Annotated in this window: 17 protein-coding genes; 11 read left to right on the forward strand and 6 right to left on the reverse strand. The window is 69.0% G+C overall.

What is annotated here, in order from left to right:
- Positions 1–12: 12 nt before the first annotated feature.
- Genes ACIA75_RS12695 through ACIA75_RS12705 form a run of 3 tightly spaced genes read left to right on the forward strand, consistent with a single transcriptional unit; the run spans position 13 to position 2,859 of the window.
- Positions 13–1,161: an MFS transporter gene (locus ACIA75_RS12695; RefSeq protein WP_397103486.1), complete on the forward strand. Its 1,149-nt coding sequence runs from the start codon at positions 13–15 to the stop codon at positions 1,159–1,161.
- 18 nt (positions 1,162–1,179) lie between these two features.
- Positions 1,180–1,986 (forward strand): alpha/beta fold hydrolase, encoded by an 807-nt coding sequence (locus ACIA75_RS12700; RefSeq protein WP_397103068.1) that lies wholly within the window; start codon positions 1,180–1,182, stop codon positions 1,984–1,986.
- A 54-nt stretch (positions 1,987–2,040) separates the two neighbouring features.
- The gene (locus ACIA75_RS12705; RefSeq protein WP_397103070.1) at positions 2,041–2,859 is read left to right on the forward strand and encodes a PhzF family phenazine biosynthesis protein; all 819 of its coding nucleotides are present in this window, start codon (positions 2,041–2,043) and stop codon (positions 2,857–2,859) included.
- 1 nt (position 2,860) lies between these two features.
- Here the strand turns inward: ACIA75_RS12705 and ACIA75_RS12710 are convergent, their stop codons facing one another.
- From ACIA75_RS12710 to lspA, 3 genes are read right to left on the reverse strand one after another with little or no spacing between them, the layout of a single operon-like run.
- Positions 2,861–3,571, reverse strand: coding sequence for a hypothetical protein (locus ACIA75_RS12710; protein ID WP_397103072.1), 711 nt, complete (start codon positions 3,569–3,571; stop codon positions 2,861–2,863).
- A gap of 8 nt (positions 3,572–3,579) precedes the next feature.
- Positions 3,580–4,506, reverse strand: a complete 927-nt coding sequence (locus ACIA75_RS12715; RefSeq protein WP_397103074.1) for an RluA family pseudouridine synthase — start codon at positions 4,504–4,506, stop codon at positions 3,580–3,582.
- Positions 4,503–5,219, reverse strand: coding sequence for a signal peptidase II (gene lspA / locus ACIA75_RS12720; RefSeq protein ID WP_397103076.1), 717 nt, complete (start codon positions 5,217–5,219; stop codon positions 4,503–4,505). Before lspA ends, ACIA75_RS12715 begins: the two co-directional genes overlap by 4 nt.
- Positions 5,220–5,359: 140 nt before the next feature.
- Here lspA and ACIA75_RS12725 point away from each other — a divergent pair, with 140 nt between their 5' ends.
- The 7 genes from ACIA75_RS12725 (at position 5,360) to ACIA75_RS12755 (ending at position 11,931) form a co-directional block, all read left to right on the forward strand.
- The gene (locus ACIA75_RS12725; protein WP_397103078.1) at positions 5,360–6,253 is read left to right on the forward strand and encodes a hypothetical protein; all 894 of its coding nucleotides are present in this window, start codon (positions 5,360–5,362) and stop codon (positions 6,251–6,253) included.
- A 141-nt stretch (positions 6,254–6,394) separates the two neighbouring features.
- A complete protein-coding gene (locus ACIA75_RS12730; RefSeq protein ID WP_397103080.1) occupies positions 6,395–6,856 on the forward strand; it encodes a VOC family protein in 462 nt (153 codons plus the stop codon).
- 80 nt (positions 6,857–6,936) lie between these two features.
- A complete protein-coding gene (locus tag ACIA75_RS12735) occupies positions 6,937–7,677 on the forward strand; it encodes a LytR/AlgR family response regulator transcription factor (protein ID WP_397103082.1) in 741 nt (246 codons plus the stop codon).
- Positions 7,674–8,042 (forward strand): hypothetical protein, encoded by a 369-nt coding sequence (locus ACIA75_RS12740; protein WP_397103084.1) that lies wholly within the window; start codon positions 7,674–7,676, stop codon positions 8,040–8,042. The genes ACIA75_RS12735 and ACIA75_RS12740 overlap by 4 nt, the downstream gene beginning before the upstream one ends.
- Before the next feature lies 1 nt (position 8,043).
- Entirely contained in the window at positions 8,044–9,795 is a 1,752-nt protein-coding gene (locus tag ACIA75_RS12745) for a cation acetate symporter (RefSeq protein ID WP_397103086.1), read from the forward strand.
- Positions 9,796–9,949: 154 nt separating this feature from the next.
- Entirely contained in the window at positions 9,950–10,303 is a 354-nt protein-coding gene (locus ACIA75_RS12750) for a DUF485 domain-containing protein (protein ID WP_397103088.1), read from the forward strand.
- 2 nt (positions 10,304–10,305) lie between these two features.
- Positions 10,306–11,931 (forward strand): cation acetate symporter, encoded by a 1,626-nt coding sequence (locus ACIA75_RS12755; protein WP_397103488.1) that lies wholly within the window; start codon positions 10,306–10,308, stop codon positions 11,929–11,931.
- 192 nt (positions 11,932–12,123) lie between these two features.
- Here ACIA75_RS12755 and ACIA75_RS12760 read toward each other — a convergent pair whose 3' ends face one another.
- Both ACIA75_RS12760 and ACIA75_RS12765 read right to left on the reverse strand, forming a co-directional pair.
- Positions 12,124–13,302 (reverse strand): sensor histidine kinase, encoded by a 1,179-nt coding sequence (locus ACIA75_RS12760; RefSeq protein WP_397103090.1) that lies wholly within the window; start codon positions 13,300–13,302, stop codon positions 12,124–12,126.
- 347 nt (positions 13,303–13,649) lie between these two features.
- Complete coding sequence (locus ACIA75_RS12765; protein ID WP_397103092.1) at positions 13,650–14,117, reverse strand: hypothetical protein; 468 nt, start codon at positions 14,115–14,117, stop codon at positions 13,650–13,652.
- A 275-nt stretch (positions 14,118–14,392) separates the two neighbouring features.
- On the opposite strand from ACIA75_RS12765, the gene dnaE reads away from it, so the two are divergent.
- Positions 14,393–17,941, forward strand: coding sequence for a DNA polymerase III subunit alpha (gene dnaE / locus ACIA75_RS12770; protein WP_397103094.1), 3,549 nt, complete (start codon positions 14,393–14,395; stop codon positions 17,939–17,941).
- Between the two features lie 154 nt (positions 17,942–18,095).
- On the opposite strand, the gene ACIA75_RS12775 is transcribed toward dnaE, so the two are convergent.
- Complete coding sequence (locus ACIA75_RS12775; protein ID WP_397103096.1) at positions 18,096–18,863, reverse strand: YbaB/EbfC family nucleoid-associated protein; 768 nt, start codon at positions 18,861–18,863, stop codon at positions 18,096–18,098.
- Between the last annotated feature and the right edge of the window lie 21 nt (positions 18,864–18,884).

Consider the following 18,884-nt stretch of genomic DNA (forward strand, 5'->3'; position numbering starts at 1 on the left):
GTATGGAAACGCATGCGGTACTGGGTGTTCGCGCATATCGTCGACGACTTCTATCAGGGCCTGGTACCGGCGAGCATCCCGTTCTTCGTGCTCGAACGCGACTACAGCTACGTCGCCGCGTCCGGACTCGCCCTGGCCGCGACCCTCGGCAGCGCACTGCCCCAGCCGGTTCTGGGTGTCCTGGCCGACCGCCGGAGGTTGCTGTGGCTCGCGCCCGCGGGTCTCGCGGCGGCCGGGATCGGGGCCGGTCTGGCGGGACTGGCGCCCGCCTACCCGCTGGTGTGGACGCTGCTGCTGTTCTCCGGGCTGGGTGTCGCCGCATTCCATCCGGCCGCCGGGCGCGACGCCCGCCGCGCGGCCGGTGACAGCGCCACGGCCATGAGCCTGTTCGCCGCCGGCGGTAGTATCGGTTTCTTCCTCGCGCCCGCGCTCGCGACGCCGGCGCTCGTCGCCTGGGGCGTCGGGGCCACCGCACTGTTCATCCCGCCCGCGGTCCTCATGGCCTTCGTGCTGTGGCGTCACAACCAGCGCCGTGGCGCCCGCGCGACGTCCGCGGTCCGGGTGACCGGGCGCGACCGCTGGATGCCGTTCCTGGTGCTGACCGCGGTCGAGGTGATCCGCTCGGTGATATTCACCGGAATCAACACCTTCGTCGCCGTGTATTGGATAGTGCATCTGGGCGCCACACCCTTCACCGGTGGTCTTGCGTTGACCGCGTTCCTGGTCGGCGGGGTCGCCGGGACACTGGCCGGCGGCCGGTTGGCGGACCGGATCGGAATGCTCGGGACGATCCGGATCGGTTGCGCCGCGGCGTGTCCCGCGCTGATCGCGCTCCGCCTCGCCGATGACCCGGCGCTCGCCCTGGTGCTCGCGGCGATCGCCGGGATGACGGTGAACCTCCCGTTCGCGGTGTTCGTGAAACTGGGCCAGGACTATCTGCCCGCCCGCCCGGGCACCGCCGCCGGTGTCACCCTGGGGCTCGCGGTGAGTGTCGGCGGGCTCTTCGTTCCCGTCTTCGGAGCCCTGGCCGACCGCCACGGCCCCCAAGCCGTCCTGACGACCCTGTGCTGGATACCGCTCGGCGCGGCGTTGCTCTCGCTGCTGCTGTCCCGGCCCGATCCCCGTCCCGGCGTCGGGCCCGGCCGGCCGGGCACGACGTAGAAGATCGGAGGATGTTCTGTGTTCAGCTATCCCGGTAGCGATGGATGCCCGTTGTCGGCGACAACGGTCGGCAGCGGCGACCTCGACATCCTGCTGCTGCACGGCGGCGGTCCCGACCATCACAGTGTGCTGCCGCTGGCGCAGCGCCTGGCCGGTACCGGCCGGCGTGTCATCACCCCCGATATCCGAGGCTACGGCAGGTCGCGCTGCACGGATCCGGCTGCGCACACCTGGGACGTGTACGCCCGGGACACAGTTGCGCTGCTGGACCATCTCGGTACGGAGCGCGCGGTGATCGGCGGTATGGGGCTCGGATCTACCATCGCCGCGCGCGCTCTGCTGGCTCATCCCGCACGGTTTGTCGCCGCAATTCTGATCAGCGTGGAGGATATCGAGGACGATGCGGCGAAACGCGCCGAGACCGAACTCCTGGACGCCTTCGCGGCCACCGTGGTTACGCAGGGCATCGAGGCGGCCTGGGCTCCGATCCTGGGCGGGCTGGCCCCGTTGATCGGGAACCTGGTCCGCGAGGCGATCCCGCGCAGCGACCCGGACAGTATCGCCGCGGCCGCGGCCATCGGACGGGACCGCAGCTTTCGCAGCCCCGCCGAATTCGCCGCACTGACCGCCCCGGTGCTGGTCTTCCCGGGGATCGATCAGCGGCATCCCACCGCGCTGGCCGAGGAGCTGGTGCGGCGGATGCCTGCCGGACAGCTGGCTCCCCCGTTCGCCGGTGTACTCGGCACCGCCGATGAACTCGCCGCCGCGCTGGCGCCACGGATCGTGCGGTTCCTGGCCGAGACCGCTGTGAGCGGTGCGCCATAGAGCGCGAGATGGCTTGTGCGGAGGCTGTATTCGGAGCTGGAGTACCTTCGTGGCATGGAGGTTCTGCTGCACCAGATCGACGCGTTCGCCGACGCACCGTTCTCCGGTAATCCGGCCGCGGTCATGCCGTTGCCCACCTGGTTACCCGACAGCGTGCTGCAACAACTGGCCGAGGAGAACAACCTCGCCGAAACCGCGTTCTACACCTCGCGGTTACCTCCGGAGGCCGGGGCGCCGCCCGCGGACGGGCCCGCGTATCACCTGCGCTGGTTCACCCCGGCGGTGGAGGTGGCGATGTGCGGGCACGCGACGCTGGCCGGCGCCGCGCAGATCCTCACCGATATCGAGCCCGGCGAGGACCGGGTCAGCTTTTACACCCGCAGCGGCTGGCTGCGGGTGGAGCGCACCGACGACGATGTGTACATCCTGGATCTGCCGGCCGGGGCCTCGACCCCGGTGGATCCCGATCCGGCGCTGGTCGCCGCGCTCGGGGTGGAGCCCGTCCGGGCGTTCACGGGCGCCGACGAGGTGATCGTGGTGGATTCCGAGCGGCGGGTGCGCGAACTCGCGCCGGCTTTGCACTCTTTCCCGCCGGTTCCGCGGGGCGTGATCGTGACCGCGCGGGGTGACGAGGTGGATATCGTCTCGCGTTTCTTCGCGCCCGGGGTAGGGGTCCCGGAGGATCCGGTGACCGGGTCCGCGCATGCTCAGCTCGCGCCGTTGTGGAGCGCCGAGCTGGGGCGGGAGCGGTTCGTCGCGCGTCAGTTGTCCCGGCGGGGCGGCACGCTCGGGGTCGAGCTGGCCGGTGATCGGGTGTTGCTGAGCGGCCGGTGCCGCAGGTACCTCGACGGTGTGGTGACCCTGGACTCCTGAGTCAACCGGCCGGTACCGGGCCGTCGTCGGGCCGCGGGGCCACCGGGTCCGGGGAGTCGGGCAGCAGCGGCGCGACCGCGAACCGTTCGGCGACGGCGTCGGCCGGCAGGGCCTGGACCGCCCGGATACCGGGCCGACCGGCGAGGTCGCCGAGCTGCGGCAGCGACGCGTGCACGACCACGCCGGGGGAGCAGGCGCAGCCGGCGCGGAGTCGGGCGATCGACACATCCAGGACCTGGGCGCCGCGGGTACCGTCGGCGACGTACCGGCGGCGGTCGGCCAGCTGCCAGGCCGCATCCGCACCGGATCGCAGCAGCGTGGCCGGTCCGGCCGGAACCTGCACGGACGCGGGGGGCGTCGCGACCCGGGGGAGCGGCACCTGATAGAGCACCTGGCTCACCCGCACATCGCGCAGCAGGCCGGGGAGGACGGCGGGAGGCTGATAGTCGGTGAACGACACCAGTGCCCACCGGTTGCCGTCGTCGGCACCGGTCAGTGAGTCCCGGGCCCGGTCGAGATAGGCGGCGACGGATTCACCCGTATCGGGACCGAGCCGGTCGGTGGAGACGCCCTCGTCCCGCGGCGGATTCGTGACGCCGAGGACCACGACGACCACCGCGCAGACGGCGGCCGCCGCACCGAATCCGGCGGCACGCAGCGTGCCGCGGGTTCCGGCCGGTTGCGGGTCCGCGGGTGCTGTGTCGCCGGGCATGGGGAAGATCAAGCCTCGCGCAGTACGCGCAGCGCGTCGGCGAGGTCGTCCGGGTAGTCGCTGGTGATCTCGAGGTAGCGGCCGTCGGCAGGATGCTGGAAGCCCAGCGACCGGGCGTGCAGCCATTGACGTTGCAGGCCGAGCCGTTCGGCCAGCCGGGGGTCCGCGCCGTAGGTGAGATCGCCGCAGCAGGGGTGGCGGATCGCCGAGAAATGCACCCGGATCTGGTGGGTGCGGCCGGTTTCGAGATGGATATCGAGCAGGCTCGCCGCCTGGAACGCCTCCACCGTGTCGTAATGGGTGACGCTGGGCCGGCCGTCGGAGGTCACCGCGAACTTCCAGTCGTTACCGCGGGCGCGCCCGATGGGTGCGTCGATGGTGCCGCTGCTCGGATCGGGATGGCCCTGCACCAGTGCGTGATAGCGCTTGTCCACGGTGCGCTGTTTGAACGCCCGTTTCAGCACCGTGTACGCGTGTTCGGATTGCGCGACCACCATGACCCCCGAGGTGCCCACATCGAGGCGGTGCACGATGCCCTGCCGTTCATGGGCTCCGGAGGTGGAGATCCGGTACCCGGCCGCGGCCAGCCCGCCGACCACGGTGGGCCCGGTCCAGCCGACTCCCGTATGCGCGGCCACGCCGACCGGTTTGTCCACCGCGACGATATCGTCGTCGGCGTAGAGGATTTTCATCCCTTCGACCGGTTCGGCCTCGATGGTCAGCGCGCGCCGCGGTTCCGGGAACACCACTTCGAGCCAGGCGCCGGCGGTGAGCCGATCGGATTTCCCGGCGGGCAGGCCGTCCAGCTGGACCGAGCCGTCTTCGGCGAGCGCGGCGACCGCGGTCCGGGACAGGCCGAGCAACCGTGCGAGTCCGGCATCCACCCGCATTCCGTCGAGCCCGTCGGGGACGGGCATCGTCCTGGTTTCCCTCATGCGGCGGTGTCCTCCCCGGTGCGTGCGGCCGCGGCGGTGGGCGTGTCGGGGTCCGGGTCGGCGCTGGGTTCGGTGTTCTTCGGGGAAGGAGCCTCGGTGCGTTCGGTGTCCGTGGCAGGCGCCTTGTCACCGGTTGCCGCGGGCTCGGGCGTATTGCGGCGGTAGCGGGTGCCGTCGGGCTCGAAACCGAAGACCGTCAGCGCCACCAGTAGGATCGCGCCGCAGACGATCGAGGAATCGGCCACGTTGAACACGGGGAACGAGCCGACGGAGACGAAATCCACCACGTGGCCCTGCATCGGGCCGGGTGCGCGGAACAACCGATCGACCAGGTTGCCGAATGCGCCGCCGAGGACGCCGCCGAGGCCGATGGCCCACAGCGGTGACCGCAGGGTCCGGCCGATCCGCAGCACACCGATCACGACCGCGGCCGCGATGAGGGTCAGCAGCCAGGTCATTCCGGTGGCCATGGAGAACGCGGCGCCCGGATTGCGGACCAGGACGAGTGTGACGAAATCGCCGATCACCGGGATCCGTTCACCGGGCTGGATCTGCCGGACCACCACGACCTTGGTGATCAGGTCCAGGGTGAACAGCGTCACCGCGATCGCCAGCAGTAGAGCCAGCCGCTGCCGGGGCTGTTTTCCGCCCTCGGTCGGACGGTCGGGATCCTGCTCGCGCGTACGCCGGTCCTCACTCACGCCGACCATCATCTCTCGAGGCGACCGGGCGCGGCACGTGGCACCCGTTCCCGCGATGTCCCAGCCCATCCTCAGGTACGGCTCGTAGGCTGTCCGGCGTGACGGTGTTGTGTTCGCTTCCTCCGGCCCGCGTCGCGCGGTCCAGAGTGCTGATGCTGGTTCTTGCGCTGGGACTGACGACTTTCGGGGCCGGCTGCGCCGACGGCGGCGAATCGGCCACCGAGGCGGACGGTACCGAACCTCTGGGTATCGGCAAGGAGGTCACGGTGCCGATCGCTGCGGCGCAGGTCAGTATCGTGGACCCGGGTAGCGAACCCCGGTCGCTGCTGCGGCCCTCGTATTACGAGGGGACGATCCAGGCGGTCACGCTGAGCACCGATCACCGGATCCAGCAGCAGATCGATACGCAGCAGGTCCGCGACTTCTCCAGTCCCGCGCTGACCATCCCGATGACCGCCACCGCCGGCCCGGACGGGGTCGAACTGACCCTCGGTGAGGTGACCACCCCCGATCCGGCGCTGTCGGAAGCGCTCACCGCGGCCGACGGCTCCCATGCCGGGCTGGAGATGAGCGAGCTCGGTGGTATCACCGCGCTGCGGCTGGCACCCTCCCCGGAGACCTCCAACTCCGCGCGGGCGGCCTTGGAGCAGGCGTTCTATCAGGCCGTGTACCGGTCGATCACCTTCCCCGACGAACCGGTCGGGGTGGGCGCGGTCTGGCAGGTCCACCAGTCGGTGGGCGGCGGGGTGGACCTCGATCAGATCACCACGGCCACGCTGGCGGCCCGCGACGGCGGCCGGCTGTCCATCCATCTGGACGTCACCCAGACCCCGAAATCGAGTACCTGGGACCTGCCGAACGCGGCCGGGACCCTCGATATCGAGGACTACGCGATGCAGGGCAGCGGCGATATCACGGTCGATCTGGGGTTGCCGCTCCCGGTCGCCGGGACGATCAGCATCGGCGGGCATCAGTCGTACCGGAACCCGCGGACCTCGACCGAGCTGCGCCAGGTCATCGAGACGAACGTCAGCTGGGGCGGCTGACGCCGCCACATCACCGGCCGACTCCGCCTCAACGTCGCCGGGGTGGCCGGCGCCGCGAAGGCGCCGGTCAGCCGCGGTGCCGGCAGCCGGGGAATAAGCTCACAGGTGTCCGACAACCGATCCGAGACCGGAGGTCTTGTGATGTCTGATGTCTCCCCCGTACCCGACGGTTATCCCACCATTTCCCCTGGTCTGGCGATTGCGGGAGCCGCCGACGCGGTCGAGTTCTACAAACGGGTATTCGGTGCCACCGAGCGGATGCGGATCCCGGGCCCGGACGGCACGGTGATGCACTGCGAGCTCCTGATCGGCAATTCGGTCCTGATGCTCGGCGACCCGGCCCCGGATATGGCCTTCCGCGATCCGCATTCGATCGGCGGCACCCCGGTCAACCTGTACGTCTACGTGGCGGATATGGACGCCGCCTATGCCACCGCGCTGGGGGCGGGGGCCACCGAGATCAGCGCCCCGGAAACCCAGTTCTACGGTGACCGCACCGGTTCGTTCGTCGACCCGTGGGGGCATCAGTGGACGGTCGCCACCCATGTGGAAGATATCGAACCGGAGGAGATGCAGCGGCGGATGGATCAGCTCGGTTCCTGACCACATCACCGGACCCGCGCCCGCGTCCCGAGAGCGGTGACTACGATGAGCGCGTTGTAGTAGCGGGAAAGGTCGGGCGGATGCGGGTGCTGGCCGTGGATGACGAGCCGCCGGCGCTGGACGAGCTGCTGTATCTGCTGCGTGCCGAACCCACGGTGACCGAACTGCACGGCGCCACCGACGCGACCGGTGCGCTGCGGATACTGCGCGCGCACGGGGCCGACGCGGTGTTCCTGGATATCAATATGCCGGGGCTGGACGGGATGGAGCTGGCGGGCGTTCTCGCCGAATTCGCCGACCCGCCGGCGATCGTGTTCGTCACCGCGCACGAAGACCACGCCGTGGCGGCGTTCGATCTCGGCGCGGTGGACTATCTGCTCAAACCGGTCCGGCAGGCCCGGCTGAGCGCGGCCCTGCGGCGGGTCGCGGCACGCCGGGCACGCACCGGCGCGGACCCGGCCCCGGCGGGGACCAACGAGGTGATCCCGGTCGAGCTGGGCGGAGTGACCACCCTGGTACACCGGTCGCAGGTGAGCTGGGTGGAGGCCGAAGGCGACTACGCGCGGCTGCACACCGATACCGGCTCGCATCTGGTGCGCATCCCGCTCTCGGCGCTCCAGCAACGCTGGCAGGACGGCTTCCTGCGGGTGCACCGGTCGTATCTGGTGGCACTGGACCGGGTCACCGGCTTGCGTACGGTGGGCGCGGCGACCCGGGTCTGCCTGCGCGGGGCGGGGCAGGTGGAGCTGCCGGTGAGCCGGCGGCAGGTCCGCGAACTCAAGCAGCGGCTCGTCCACGGACCGCATTCGGACCGCCGATGATCGGCCCGCCGCCGAAACCGCCGCGGGAGCGGGTGGTGCTCGCCGAGCGGCGCGGGGCGCGCCGGGTGCGGACCCGAGTGGAGGTCGCCGAGCAGACCGAAATCGGGGTCGCGCTGATCGGCGGGCTGATCCGGGCGCAACTCGGGCTGGCGTTGAGCTGCGCGCTGGTGATGACGCTGATCCTCGCGGCGCTGCCGCTGCTGTTCCGGGTGACCGCGGTGGCCGAGACGGTGGTGCTCGGGATCCGGTTACCGTGGCTGCTGCTGGGCGGGGCCGCATACCCGCTGCTCTGGCTCACCGGCCGGATCTATGTGCGGCTCGCCGACCGCAACGAGCACGACTTCCTCGACCTCACCGGGGACTGACGTGAATTCGTCCGGTCTCACCGTGGCCGCGCTGCTGGCGGCGGCGCTCGCGACGGTGACCCTCGGTGTCTACGGAGTTCGCTGGGCGCGCACCACCTCCGATTTCCTGGTGGCCTCGCGCAGTGTGGGACCACGGTGGAACGCCGCCGCGGTGTCGGGTGAGTATCTCTCGGCGGCCTCGTTTCTCGGTGTGGCCGGGCTGATCGCCAAATACGGCGCCGACGCACTCTGGTATCCGGTGGGATTCACCGCGGGTTACCTGGCGCTGCTGCTGTTCGTGGCGGCACCGCTGCGGCGTTCCGGCGCCTACACCGTGCCCGATTTCGCCGAGTTCCGGCTGGGTTCGCCGCGGGCGCGCCGGTTCGCGGCCCTGGTGGTGGTGCTGGTGTGCGCTGTCTATGTGATCCCGCAGTTCCAGGGCGCCGGGCTCACCCTGCGCATTCTGCTGGGCGTCCCCGGCTGGGTCGGGGCGGTGGCGGTCGCGGCGATCGTGGTGGCGAATGTGGTGGGCGGCGGTATGCGCTCGATCACCCTCGTACAGGCATTCCAATACTGGCTGAAGCTGACCGCGGTGGCGTTGCCCGCCCTCGTCCTGCTGGTGCATTTCTTCGGCACCGGGCCGGGCGAGCGGGAGATCGGTACGGCGGCACCGCCGACGGTCGGTGAACGCACCACCGTGGAGGTGACCACCCCGGTGCTGGTGCAGTTACCGGCGCCGCAGTGGGTCGCGGTGCACGGCGAACTCGACGACCGGCCGGTGGACGGACCGGTCCTGCTGACCGCGGGGATCCATGAGCTGGCGCGCGATACCCGGCTCGTCCTCGAACCGGGGTCCGCCGTGCCGGTGGTCGCGGGGGCGCCGGCCGACGGCGAGCAGTGGTTGCGGCCGGGCGGCGGTTTCGCCGGACCCCACCCGCAATACCAGGTGTATTCGCTGATGATCGCGACCTTCCTGGGCACCATGGGGCTACCGCATGTACTGGTGCGCTTCTACACCAACCGCGACGGACGGGCCGCCCGGTCCACCGCGCTCACCGTGATCGCGATGGTCGGGGTGTTCTACCTGTTTCCGGTGCTGCTCGGCGTCTTCGCCCGCCTCTACGTACCGCAACTGCTGATTACCGGAACCTCCGACGCCGCGGTCCTGCTGCTGCCGGTCTCGGCGCTGGCCGGATTACCGGGACAGCTGCTGGCCGCGCTGGTCGCGGCGGGGGCGATGGCGGCGTTCCTGTCCACCTCCTCGGGCCTGGTGGTCAGTATCGCGGGGGTGCTGAGCACGGATGTGCTGCGCGGTCGGATCCGGGATTTCCGGTTGGCGGCGCTGGCCGCGGGGGGAGTGCCGCTGGGGTTGTCGCTGTTCGTGGTCTCGCTCGATCTGTCCCGCACCGTGGGGCTGGCGTTCTCGCTCGCCGCCGCGACCCTGTGCCCGCTGCTGGTGCTGGGGATCTGGTGGCGTGGGCTGACCGCGGCGGGCGCGGTGGCGGGACTGGTGCTCGGCGGGGTCGTGGCGGGCGGCGCGACAGCGGTGTCGGTATTCGGCGGGGTCTCCCACGATCTGGCCGGTGGCTGGGCCGCCGCGGTGCTCGGGTATCCGGCGGCGGTCGCGGTGCCGCTGTCGTTCGGGGCGATGGTGCTGGTCAGCAGGTTCACCGCGAAACCGCCGGACCTGGGCCGGGTTTTCGTCCGGATGCATGCGCCGGAGCGGCTCGGGATGGGCGCCGACCGGGAACCGGGATCGCGGCCGGACCGCTGAGATGCGCCGGCGGCCCGACCGTTCGTCGTGCCGCAGCGACCATTCACCGCACAGTCGCACACCTTCACCGAGTGACCGGCATCACATCTGTTGCCGCACTACCGGGCTCGCTAGCTTCATATGAGGTAACACACATCACATTGCGAGGACCGGTATGACCGATACGGATCTCGACGACAGCGGCGGGCAGCCCACGGCGCCCCCCGATTTCGTCGCAGTGCAAGCGAGTCCGGAGTTCGCCGAACTCCGTAACAGGCTGCGCCGCTTCATTTTCCCCATGACCGCCCTGTTCCTCATCTGGTACCTCGGCTATGTACTGCTCGGCGCCTACGCCCACGATTTCATGGGTACGAAGGTTGTCGGTGAGATCAACGTCGGGCTGCTGCTCGGCCTGGGCCAGTTCGTCTCCACCTTCCTGATCACCGGTCTCTACGTCCGGTTCGCCAATCGGGAACTGGATCCCCGCACCGCCGCGCTGCGCGCCGAACTGGAAGGAAGCGGGTCGTGACCATGCTGTACGCCGCCGACGGTACGGTCGGTAACCCCGCCGCCAATATCGGTATCTTCGCCCTGTTCGTCGTCGTCACGATGGTCGTGGTGTTCTGGGCGGGCCGCAACACCTCCGGCGCCACCGACTACTTCACCGGCGGCCGCGGATTCACCGGACCGCAGAACGGTATCGCCATCGCTGGCGACTACCTGTCGGCCGCGAGTTTCCTGGGTATCGCCGGGGCCATCGCGGTCTACGGCTACGACGGGTTCCTGTATTCGATCGGGTTCCTGGTGGCCTGGCTGGTCGCCCTGCTGCTGGTGGCCGAGATGCTCCGCAACACCGGCAAGTTCACGATGGCCGATGTGCTGAGTTTCCGGTTGCGGCAGCGCCCGGTACGCACCGCGGCCGCGATCACCACCTTGGCGGTATCGCTGTTCTATCTGCTCGCGCAGATGGCCGGCGCCGGTGGCCTGGTGGCGCTGCTGCTGGATGTGTCGAGTGAAGCCGGGCAGGCCGTGGTGATCGCCGTGGTCGGCGTCCTGATGATCGTCTACGTGCTGGTCGGCGGTATGAAGGGCACCACCTGGGTGCAGATCATCAAAGCGGTGCTGCTGATCGCGGGCGCCGCCGTGATGACCGTGATGGTGCTGGCGAAATTCGGGTTCAACGTCTCGGACATCCTGGGCGGGGCCCAGAGCGCCATCGCCGGCTCCGCCGACTCGAAGGTGGCCGCCCGCGATGTGCTGGCACCCGGTGCGCAGTACGGCGGCAGCGAGATGTCGAAACTGAACTTCCTGTCGCTGGGGCTGGCGCTGGTGCTCGGTACCGCGGGTCTGCCGCATGTGCTCATGCGCTTCTACACCGTGCCGACCGCCAAGGAAGCCCGCCGTTCGGTGGTGTGGGCGATCGCTCTGATCGGCGCCTTCTACCTGTTCACCCTCGTCCTGGGCTACGGTGCGGCGGCCCTGGTCGGCCCCGACAAGATCCTGTCCGCGGCCGGTGGGCAGAACTCGGCGGCGCCGCTGCTGGCCTTCGAACTGGGCGGGGTGATCCTGCTGGGCATCATCTCCGCGGTGGCCTTCGCGACCATTCTCGCGGTGGTCGCCGGGCTCACCATCACGGCCTCGGCATCGTTTGCGCACGATATCTACGCCAACGTGATCCGTCGCGGCAAGGTGGACGACAACGCCCAGGTGCGGGTCTCCCGGATCACCGCGGTGGTGATCGGCGTCCTCGCCATCGGTCTGGGCATCCTGGCCAACGGGCAGAACATCGCGTTCCTGGTGGCGCTGGCCTTCGCGGTCGCCGCCTCGGCCAACCTGCCGACGATCCTGTACTCGCTGTTCTGGCGACGCTTCAACACCCGGGGCGCGCTGTTCAGCATGTACGGCGGGCTGATCTCCACGATCGTGCTGATCGTGTTCTCCCCGGCCGTATCCGGGTCGGCGAGCGCCATGCTGCCGGATCTGGATTTCGACTGGTTCCCGCTGTCGAATCCGGGCATCGTCTCCATTCCGCTGGCCTTCGTGCTCGGCGTGGTGGGCACCTACCTCGGTGGTGACGACGAAGACCCGGTGAAGGCCGCGGAAATGGAGGTCAGGGCACTGACCGGCGTCGGCGCGGAAAAAGCCGTCGCGCACTGAATCCGGGACCCGGATACCGACCCACCGGTATCCGGGCGGATAATTCCCGGTGCAGGTACCGGCCGGACCCCGTTCTGTGAGGGTGAACGGGGCCCGGCCGTTTCTGTGTCACAGGGCCGGATTCCCGCGCGTCTGTGTCACAGGGCCGGATTCCCGCGCGTTTGTGTCACAGGGCCGGATTCCCGCGCGGAGTCAGGGCCGGATTCCGGCGCGGAACTTCGGTACCCGCATACTCACCCTCGTCCCCGCCCCGGGCGCGGTATCCACCACCAGGCCGTAATCGTTGCCGAACGCGGCGCGCAACCGGTCGTCCACATTGGCCAGCCCGATATGCGGCGCCTCGCCGCCGGTCCCCGCCGCGTCCAGGGTGCCCGAACGCAGAACCTCGGGGTCCATCCCGGCGCCGTCGTCCTCCACACTGATCACACAGTCGGTGCCGGCGTCGAGGGCTTCGATGGTCAGCGTGCCGCCGCCGGGCGTGCCCGCGATACCGTGCCGGACCGCGTTCTCCACCAGCGGCTGCAGCGCCAGGAACGGCAGCGTCACGCCGAGCACCTCGGGCGCGATCCGCAGCCGCACCTGCAGCGCGGACCCGAACCGGGCGCGTTCGAGTTCCAGATACCGTTCGATATTGCTCAGTTCATCGGCCAGGACCGTGTATTCGCCGGCGACCCGGAAGGAGTACCGGGTGAAGTCGGCGAAATCCAGGATCAGCTCCCGGGCCCGCGCGGGATCGGTGCGGACGAACGAGGCGATGGTGTTCAGCGCGTTGTAGATGAAATGCGGGCTGATCTGCGCGCGCAGCGCACGCACCTCGGCGCGGTCCAGCCGGGCCCGGGAGGCATCGAGTTCGGCCAGTTCCAGCTGGCCGCAGGCATAACGGGCCACCTCGGCGAGCGCGCCGAGGGTGCCGGGCCCGGGCGGGGCCGCGGTGACCATGCCCAGTGCTCCGGCCACCGCGTCGCTATCGGTGAGCAGCGGCTGGGCGACCAGTGTGCGACCCGGATGGTCGGGGTCCGGAAGGTGGACCATCACCGGGCGCCGGCCGTCGATCGCCCGCCGGGCCGCGTCGAGGAATTCCGCCGCCGGCACATGATGGGCGCCGTCCCAGGCGAGGAGTTCGCCGTCGGGATCGGTCACTCCCAACCCCTCCGCCCCGACGAGCGCTCGCAGATGGGGCGCGGCGTCCAGCGCCGAGGCCGGGGTCAACCCCTGGCGCAGCGAACGGGCAGCGAGCGACGCGGTATGCAATGCCGCGTGTACGGCCCGTTCGGCGGGGGTGGTGACCATCCGGCGCGGCCGCGCCCAGATCAGGAGTGCGGCCGCGATCAGCACGGCAGCGGCGGAGATCGCCACGACGGTCGTGGTCATCGCACCCTCTTATCGTTCCTGCCGTGCTCCCGGTGCCCGCCCGCTCAACCCAGGGGGCTACCCCGGGCTGGTGTACCGATCGTCCCCGACTCGCGCGAGCGCCGGCTCATGGCCCAGGTTCACCGGCTGTCGTTTCCGGCTCCTCCGCTGTCTCGCCGGTCGAGCCCCGAAACCGGCTCGCCGGCCGGGGCTGGTCATCGTCTCACGCTTCCCGCCGCAACCGCCATTGCTGCGGGAAACCTTCTCCGGAGGCGATAACCAGCCCGGGCCGGCGAGCCGTGCGAGCGATCGGCGCCGTCCGGTGGGGAAGTCGGATCTTCCGGCACCGGCCGCGCACCGTCGTCGTATTACCGGATGCCGGCGTTCACCCCCCGATACTCGGTGACGGTGAAGTCCACCGACCCGGGTTCGGGTACATGGGCGGCGCCGACCGTGACAGTTGCGGTGAACCGGCCGATACCGGGGTGGAACAGTGCCGACCGGCCGTCGTTCATCCAGTGACCCGGCCCGTTCGCGGTCTGCGTGACCGAACCGGTGGCGCCGGTATCGAGATTGCGCCAGTTCAGGGTGACCGGCAGGGTGCACGGTCCGACCCCGAACATGATGGTCGAGACGGTGAAGGCGGCGTGTTCGGGGTAGGCGTCGCCGGTGACGGAGGTATCGAGCTGGGCGGCACAGGCGCCCTGCGCGAGCGAGTAGACGGGCTGGAACGCGCCGCCGTCCGCCGCCGCGGGCGCCGCGGTGGCCGTGAGCGCCCCCACCACCAGCGCCGTCGCGGCCGCGGGGAGGGCGAACGCCGTGGTACGTGCTGTCATCGTTCACCTCGCTGGGTCGTTCGTGGGCTCGAGGGGGTCGATCGTCGGGTGCGATCGCTGTTCCGCTGCACCGGAACTCCGATCCGCCGATTGTGACGCGGCACGACCCTACCAGCGCCGGGCCGGGCCGGTGGCCGAATCGGCGTGCGCGCAGGCTCACCGGGAACGACACGCCCGATCCCGCCGGGCGCGCCGATCCGGCACCGAAGCTGTCGGTGGGTGCGCATAAACTCGCTACACCAACCCCCGCCGAGCCACTGGGAGGAAGGACAGTCTTGGCCGCCTCGTCCGGATTCGTTCATCTGCACAACCACACCGAGTACTCGATGCTCGACGGTGCCGCCAAGATCTCACCGCTGTTCGCCGAGGCCGAGCGCCTCGGGATGACAGCGGTCGGGATGACCGACCACGGCAATATGTACGGTGCCGCGGAGTTCTACAACTCGGCGAAGAAGGCCGGGATCAAGCCGATCATCGGCATCGAGGCGTATATCGCCCCCGCCTCCCGCTTCGACACCAAGCGCGTCCTCTGGGGCGATCCGAGTCAGAAGGGCGACGACGTCTCCGGTTCCGGCGCGTACACCCATATGACCATGGTCGCCGAGAACGCGACCGGCCTCCGGAACCTGTTCAAGCTGTCCTCGCTCGCGAGCATCGAGGGCCAGCTCGGCAAATGGGCGCGGATGGACGAGGAGCTCATCGCCACCTACGCCGAGGGCATCATCGCCACCACCGGCTGCCCGTCCGGCGAGGTGCAGACCCGGCTGCGGCTCGGGCACGAGCGCGAGGCGCTCGAGGCCGCCGCGAAGTGGCAGGAGATCTTCGGCAAGGAGAATTTCTTCCTCGAGCTGATGGACCACGGCCTGTCCATCGAGACGCGGGTTCGCTCCGGCCTGATCGAGATCGGCAAGAAGCTGGGTATCCCGCCGCTGGCCACCAACGACTGCCATTACGTGCACGAAACCGATTCGACCAATCATGAAGCGCTGCTGTGCATCCAGACCGGTAAGACGCTGTCGGATCCCAATCGGTTCAAATTCGGCGGTAGCGGCTACTTCCTGAAGTCGGCCGCGGACATGCGGGAACTCTGGGATGCCGAAGTGCCCGGGGCCTGCGACAACACGGTGCTGATCGGCGAACGCGTCGAGTCCTACGAGGAGATCTGGACCCACCGCGACCGGATGCCCAAATTCCCGGTCCCCGAGGGCGAGACCGAGGCGTCGTGGCTGCGCAAGGAGGTCGCGCGCGGGCTGGACTACCGCTTCCCGGACGGCGTCCCGCAGAAGTACCTCGACCAGGCCGAATACGAGATCGGCGTCATCCTGGAGATGGGCTTCCCGGCCTACTTCCTGGTCGTCGGCGACCTGATCAACCATGCCCGCGAGGTCGGAATCCGGGTCGGTCCCGGTCGTGGTTCGGCGGCCGGTTCGCTGGTCGCCTACGCGCTCAAGATCACCAATATCGACCCGCTGCCGCACGGTCTGCTGTTCGAACGGTTCCTCAACCCGGAGCGCGTATCGATGCCTGATATCGATATCGACTTCGACGATCGTCGCCGCGGCGAGATGGTTCGCTACGCCACCGAGAAGTGGGGGAGCGACCGGGTCGCCCAGGTGATCACCTTCGGCACCATCAAGACCAAGGCGGCCATCAAGGATTCGGCCCGGGTGCTGTTCGGGCAGCCGGGTTTCGCGATCGCCGACCAGATCACCAAGGCGCTACCGCCGCCGATCATGGCCAAGGACATCTCGGTTGCCGGGATCACCGATCCCGAACATGAGCGCTACAAAGAGGCCGCCGAGGTCCGTACGCTCATCGAGTCCAATCCGGATATCGCCAAGATCTACGACACCGCGAAGGGTTTGGAGGGCCTGATCCGCAACGCGGGCGTGCACGCCTGCGCGGTGATCATGTCGTCGGAGCCGCTCACCGACGCCATCCCGGTGTGGAAGCGGGCTCAGGACGGCGCCATCATCACCGGCTGGGACTATCCGTCCTGTGAGGCCATCGGCCTGCTGAAGATGGACTTCTTGGGCCTGCGCAACCTCACGGTGCTCGGCGACGCGATCTACAACGCCAAATCCAACCGCGGTGTCGATGTCGACCTGGACTCGCTGCCGCTGGACGATTCGAAGACCTTCGAACTGCTCGCCCGCGGCGACACCCTGGGCGTGTTCCAGCTCGACGGCGGGCCGATGCGCGACCTGCTGCGCCGTATGCAGCCCACCGCCTTCGAGGACATCGTGGCCGTCGGCGCGCTCTATCGCCCCGGCCCGATGGGCATGAACGCGCACAACGACTACGCCGACCGCAAGAACGGGCGCCAAGAGGTCAAACCGATCCATCCGGAGCTCGAGGAACCGCTGAGCGAGATCCTCGGCGAAACCTATGGTCTGATCGTCTACCAAGAGCAGATCATGCACGTCGCCCAGAAAGTGGCCGGGTACTCGCTCGGCCGAGCCGATATCCTGCGCCGGGCGATGGGCAAGAAGAAGGCCGAGGTCCTCGCGCAGGAGTTCGAGGGGTTCGAGAAGGGCATGCAGGACAACGGTTTCTCCAAAGCCGCCATCAAGGCGCTGTGGGACACCATCCTCCCGTTCGCCGGATACGCCTTCAACAAATCACATGCCGCCGCCTACGGCCTGGTGTCGTACTGGACCGCCTACTTCAAGGCCAACTATCCCGCGGAGTACATGGCCGCGCTGCTCACCAGCGTCGGTGACGACAAGGACAAGGCCGCCGTCTACCTGGCGGACTGCCGGCGCCTCGGGATCACGGTGCTGCCGCCGGATGTCAACGAGTCCGAGCACAACTTCACCTCGGTCGGCAAGGACATCCGCTTCGGGATGGGCGCGGTCCGCAATGTCGGTGTCAACGTGGTGTCATCGATCATCTCGGCGCGCGCGGAGAAGTCGAAGTTCACCGATTTCTCCGACTATCTGAACAAGATCGATGCGGTGGCCTGTACCAAGAAGGTCACCGAATCACTGATCAAGGCCGGTGCGTTCGATTCGCTGGGCCATCCCCGCAAGGGGCTGGCGCTCGTGCACTCCGATGCCATCGATGCCGTGATGTCCACCAAGAAAGCGGAGGCCATCGGCCAATTCGACCTGTTCGGCGGAATGGGTGAAGACGGTGACGAATCGATGGCCTCGGTATTCGATGTGAAGGTTCCCGACGAGGAATGGGAATCCAAACATCGCCTCGCCCTGGAACGGGAGATGCTCGGTCTCTATGTCTCGGGCCATCCTCTCAACGGTGTCGATCATGTGCTGGCCGCGGCGGCCGATACGCAGATACCGGTCATTCTGGAAGGCGATATCAAGGACGGCACCCAGGTGACCGTCGGCGGGATTCTCGCCTCGGTGAACCGCCGGATCAACAAGAACGGCCTCGCCTGGGCCTCGGCGCAGCTCGAGGATCTCACCGGCGGTATCGAGGTGCTGTTCTTCCCGCAGGCCTACTCCGTCTACGGCATGGATGTGGTGGAGGACGCGGTGGTGCTCGTGAAGGCCCGGGTCTCGATGCGTGACGACCGCGTCTCGCTCATCGCCAACGATCTCGCGGTGCCGGACCTGTCCGCGATCGGTGTCGCGAAACCCCTGGCGGTGACGATCTCGACCCGGATGTGCACCCGGGACAAGATCGGCGAGTTGAAGCGGGTGCTCTCCCGGCATCCCGGCACGTCGGATGTGCACGTGCGGCATGTGGGCGCCCGGGAGAAGACGACCCTGCTCAAATTGGACGACAGTCTCCGGGTGGAACCGTCCTCGGCGCTCATGGGCGATTTGAAAGCCCTGCTCGGCCCGGGCTGCCTGGCCTGAGACCGGGTCCTCGGCGGCGGGTCGTGCTCCGCGCCGCCGGCTGCTGCTCTGACGGGGTCTGGATGGCTTCTCGAGCCTCCGGGATTGCCCTGACCGACCGCGGACACCGCGGTGATCGCAATCGGGCCGGGCCCGTGATGTGTGTTCCTCGGCGCTACTGCGGGGCGACCGCGCCGAGGGCGGCGGCGTTGGATTCGTCCTGGTTGCCGAAGTTTGTGGCGACGGCGCCCACGCCGTCGCCGACTCCGTTCACCGCCTGGCTCAGCAGATCGAGGCCGGTGAGTCCCTCGTCAGCGGCGGGCTTGTACTTCTCGGCGAACTTCTGGCCGGTTTCGTCGCTGCCCCAGCATTCGCCTTCGCCGTTGATCACCGCGAGCGCCGCGTTCACCGCGTCGGCCACCTGATCGGCGACCTCGGCGATGGCGGGCCGGGCCGCCTGCAGGGCTTCCTCGTCGACCTCGAGTTCGCTCATTTCCCACCGTCCAGGTAGCCGCGGCCGCGGAAGTATTCGTCTTCGTCCTCCTCGGTCATCGGCTCGGCCGGGGGCGGGTTCGGTGACCGGGTCGGGGAACAGCGTGTCCACCAGGGATTTGATACTCGGCATCCCGGGCGCGATATCGGGGAGGTCCGGGACCTCGCCGGCCAGTGCGGCGACCGGTGCCCACGCCTGCTGGGAGAGTTCGCCGGCCTGCCGGGCCGCGTTCTGGACCGCCTCCAGGATCGAGCGCCCGAGCTTGTCGGGCGTGGATCGCTTGAACGCTTCCGCTGTCAGGTGCACATCCACCGGGATACCGGCGGTATTCGCATCGACGCGGACCAGATTGTCCGACGACCACACCGTCACTGTTGTCGCGGCCAGCCGCTGCTGGACCTCCGCCATTTCCGCTCGCTGCCGCTCGAACGTGACGAGCAGCTCGTCCACGCTCTCCCGCAGGATCTCGCT

This window comes from Nocardia sp. NPDC051750, from assembly GCF_044453135.1.
In the GTDB taxonomy this organism is placed as follows: domain Bacteria; phylum Actinomycetota; class Actinomycetes; order Mycobacteriales; family Mycobacteriaceae; genus Nocardia.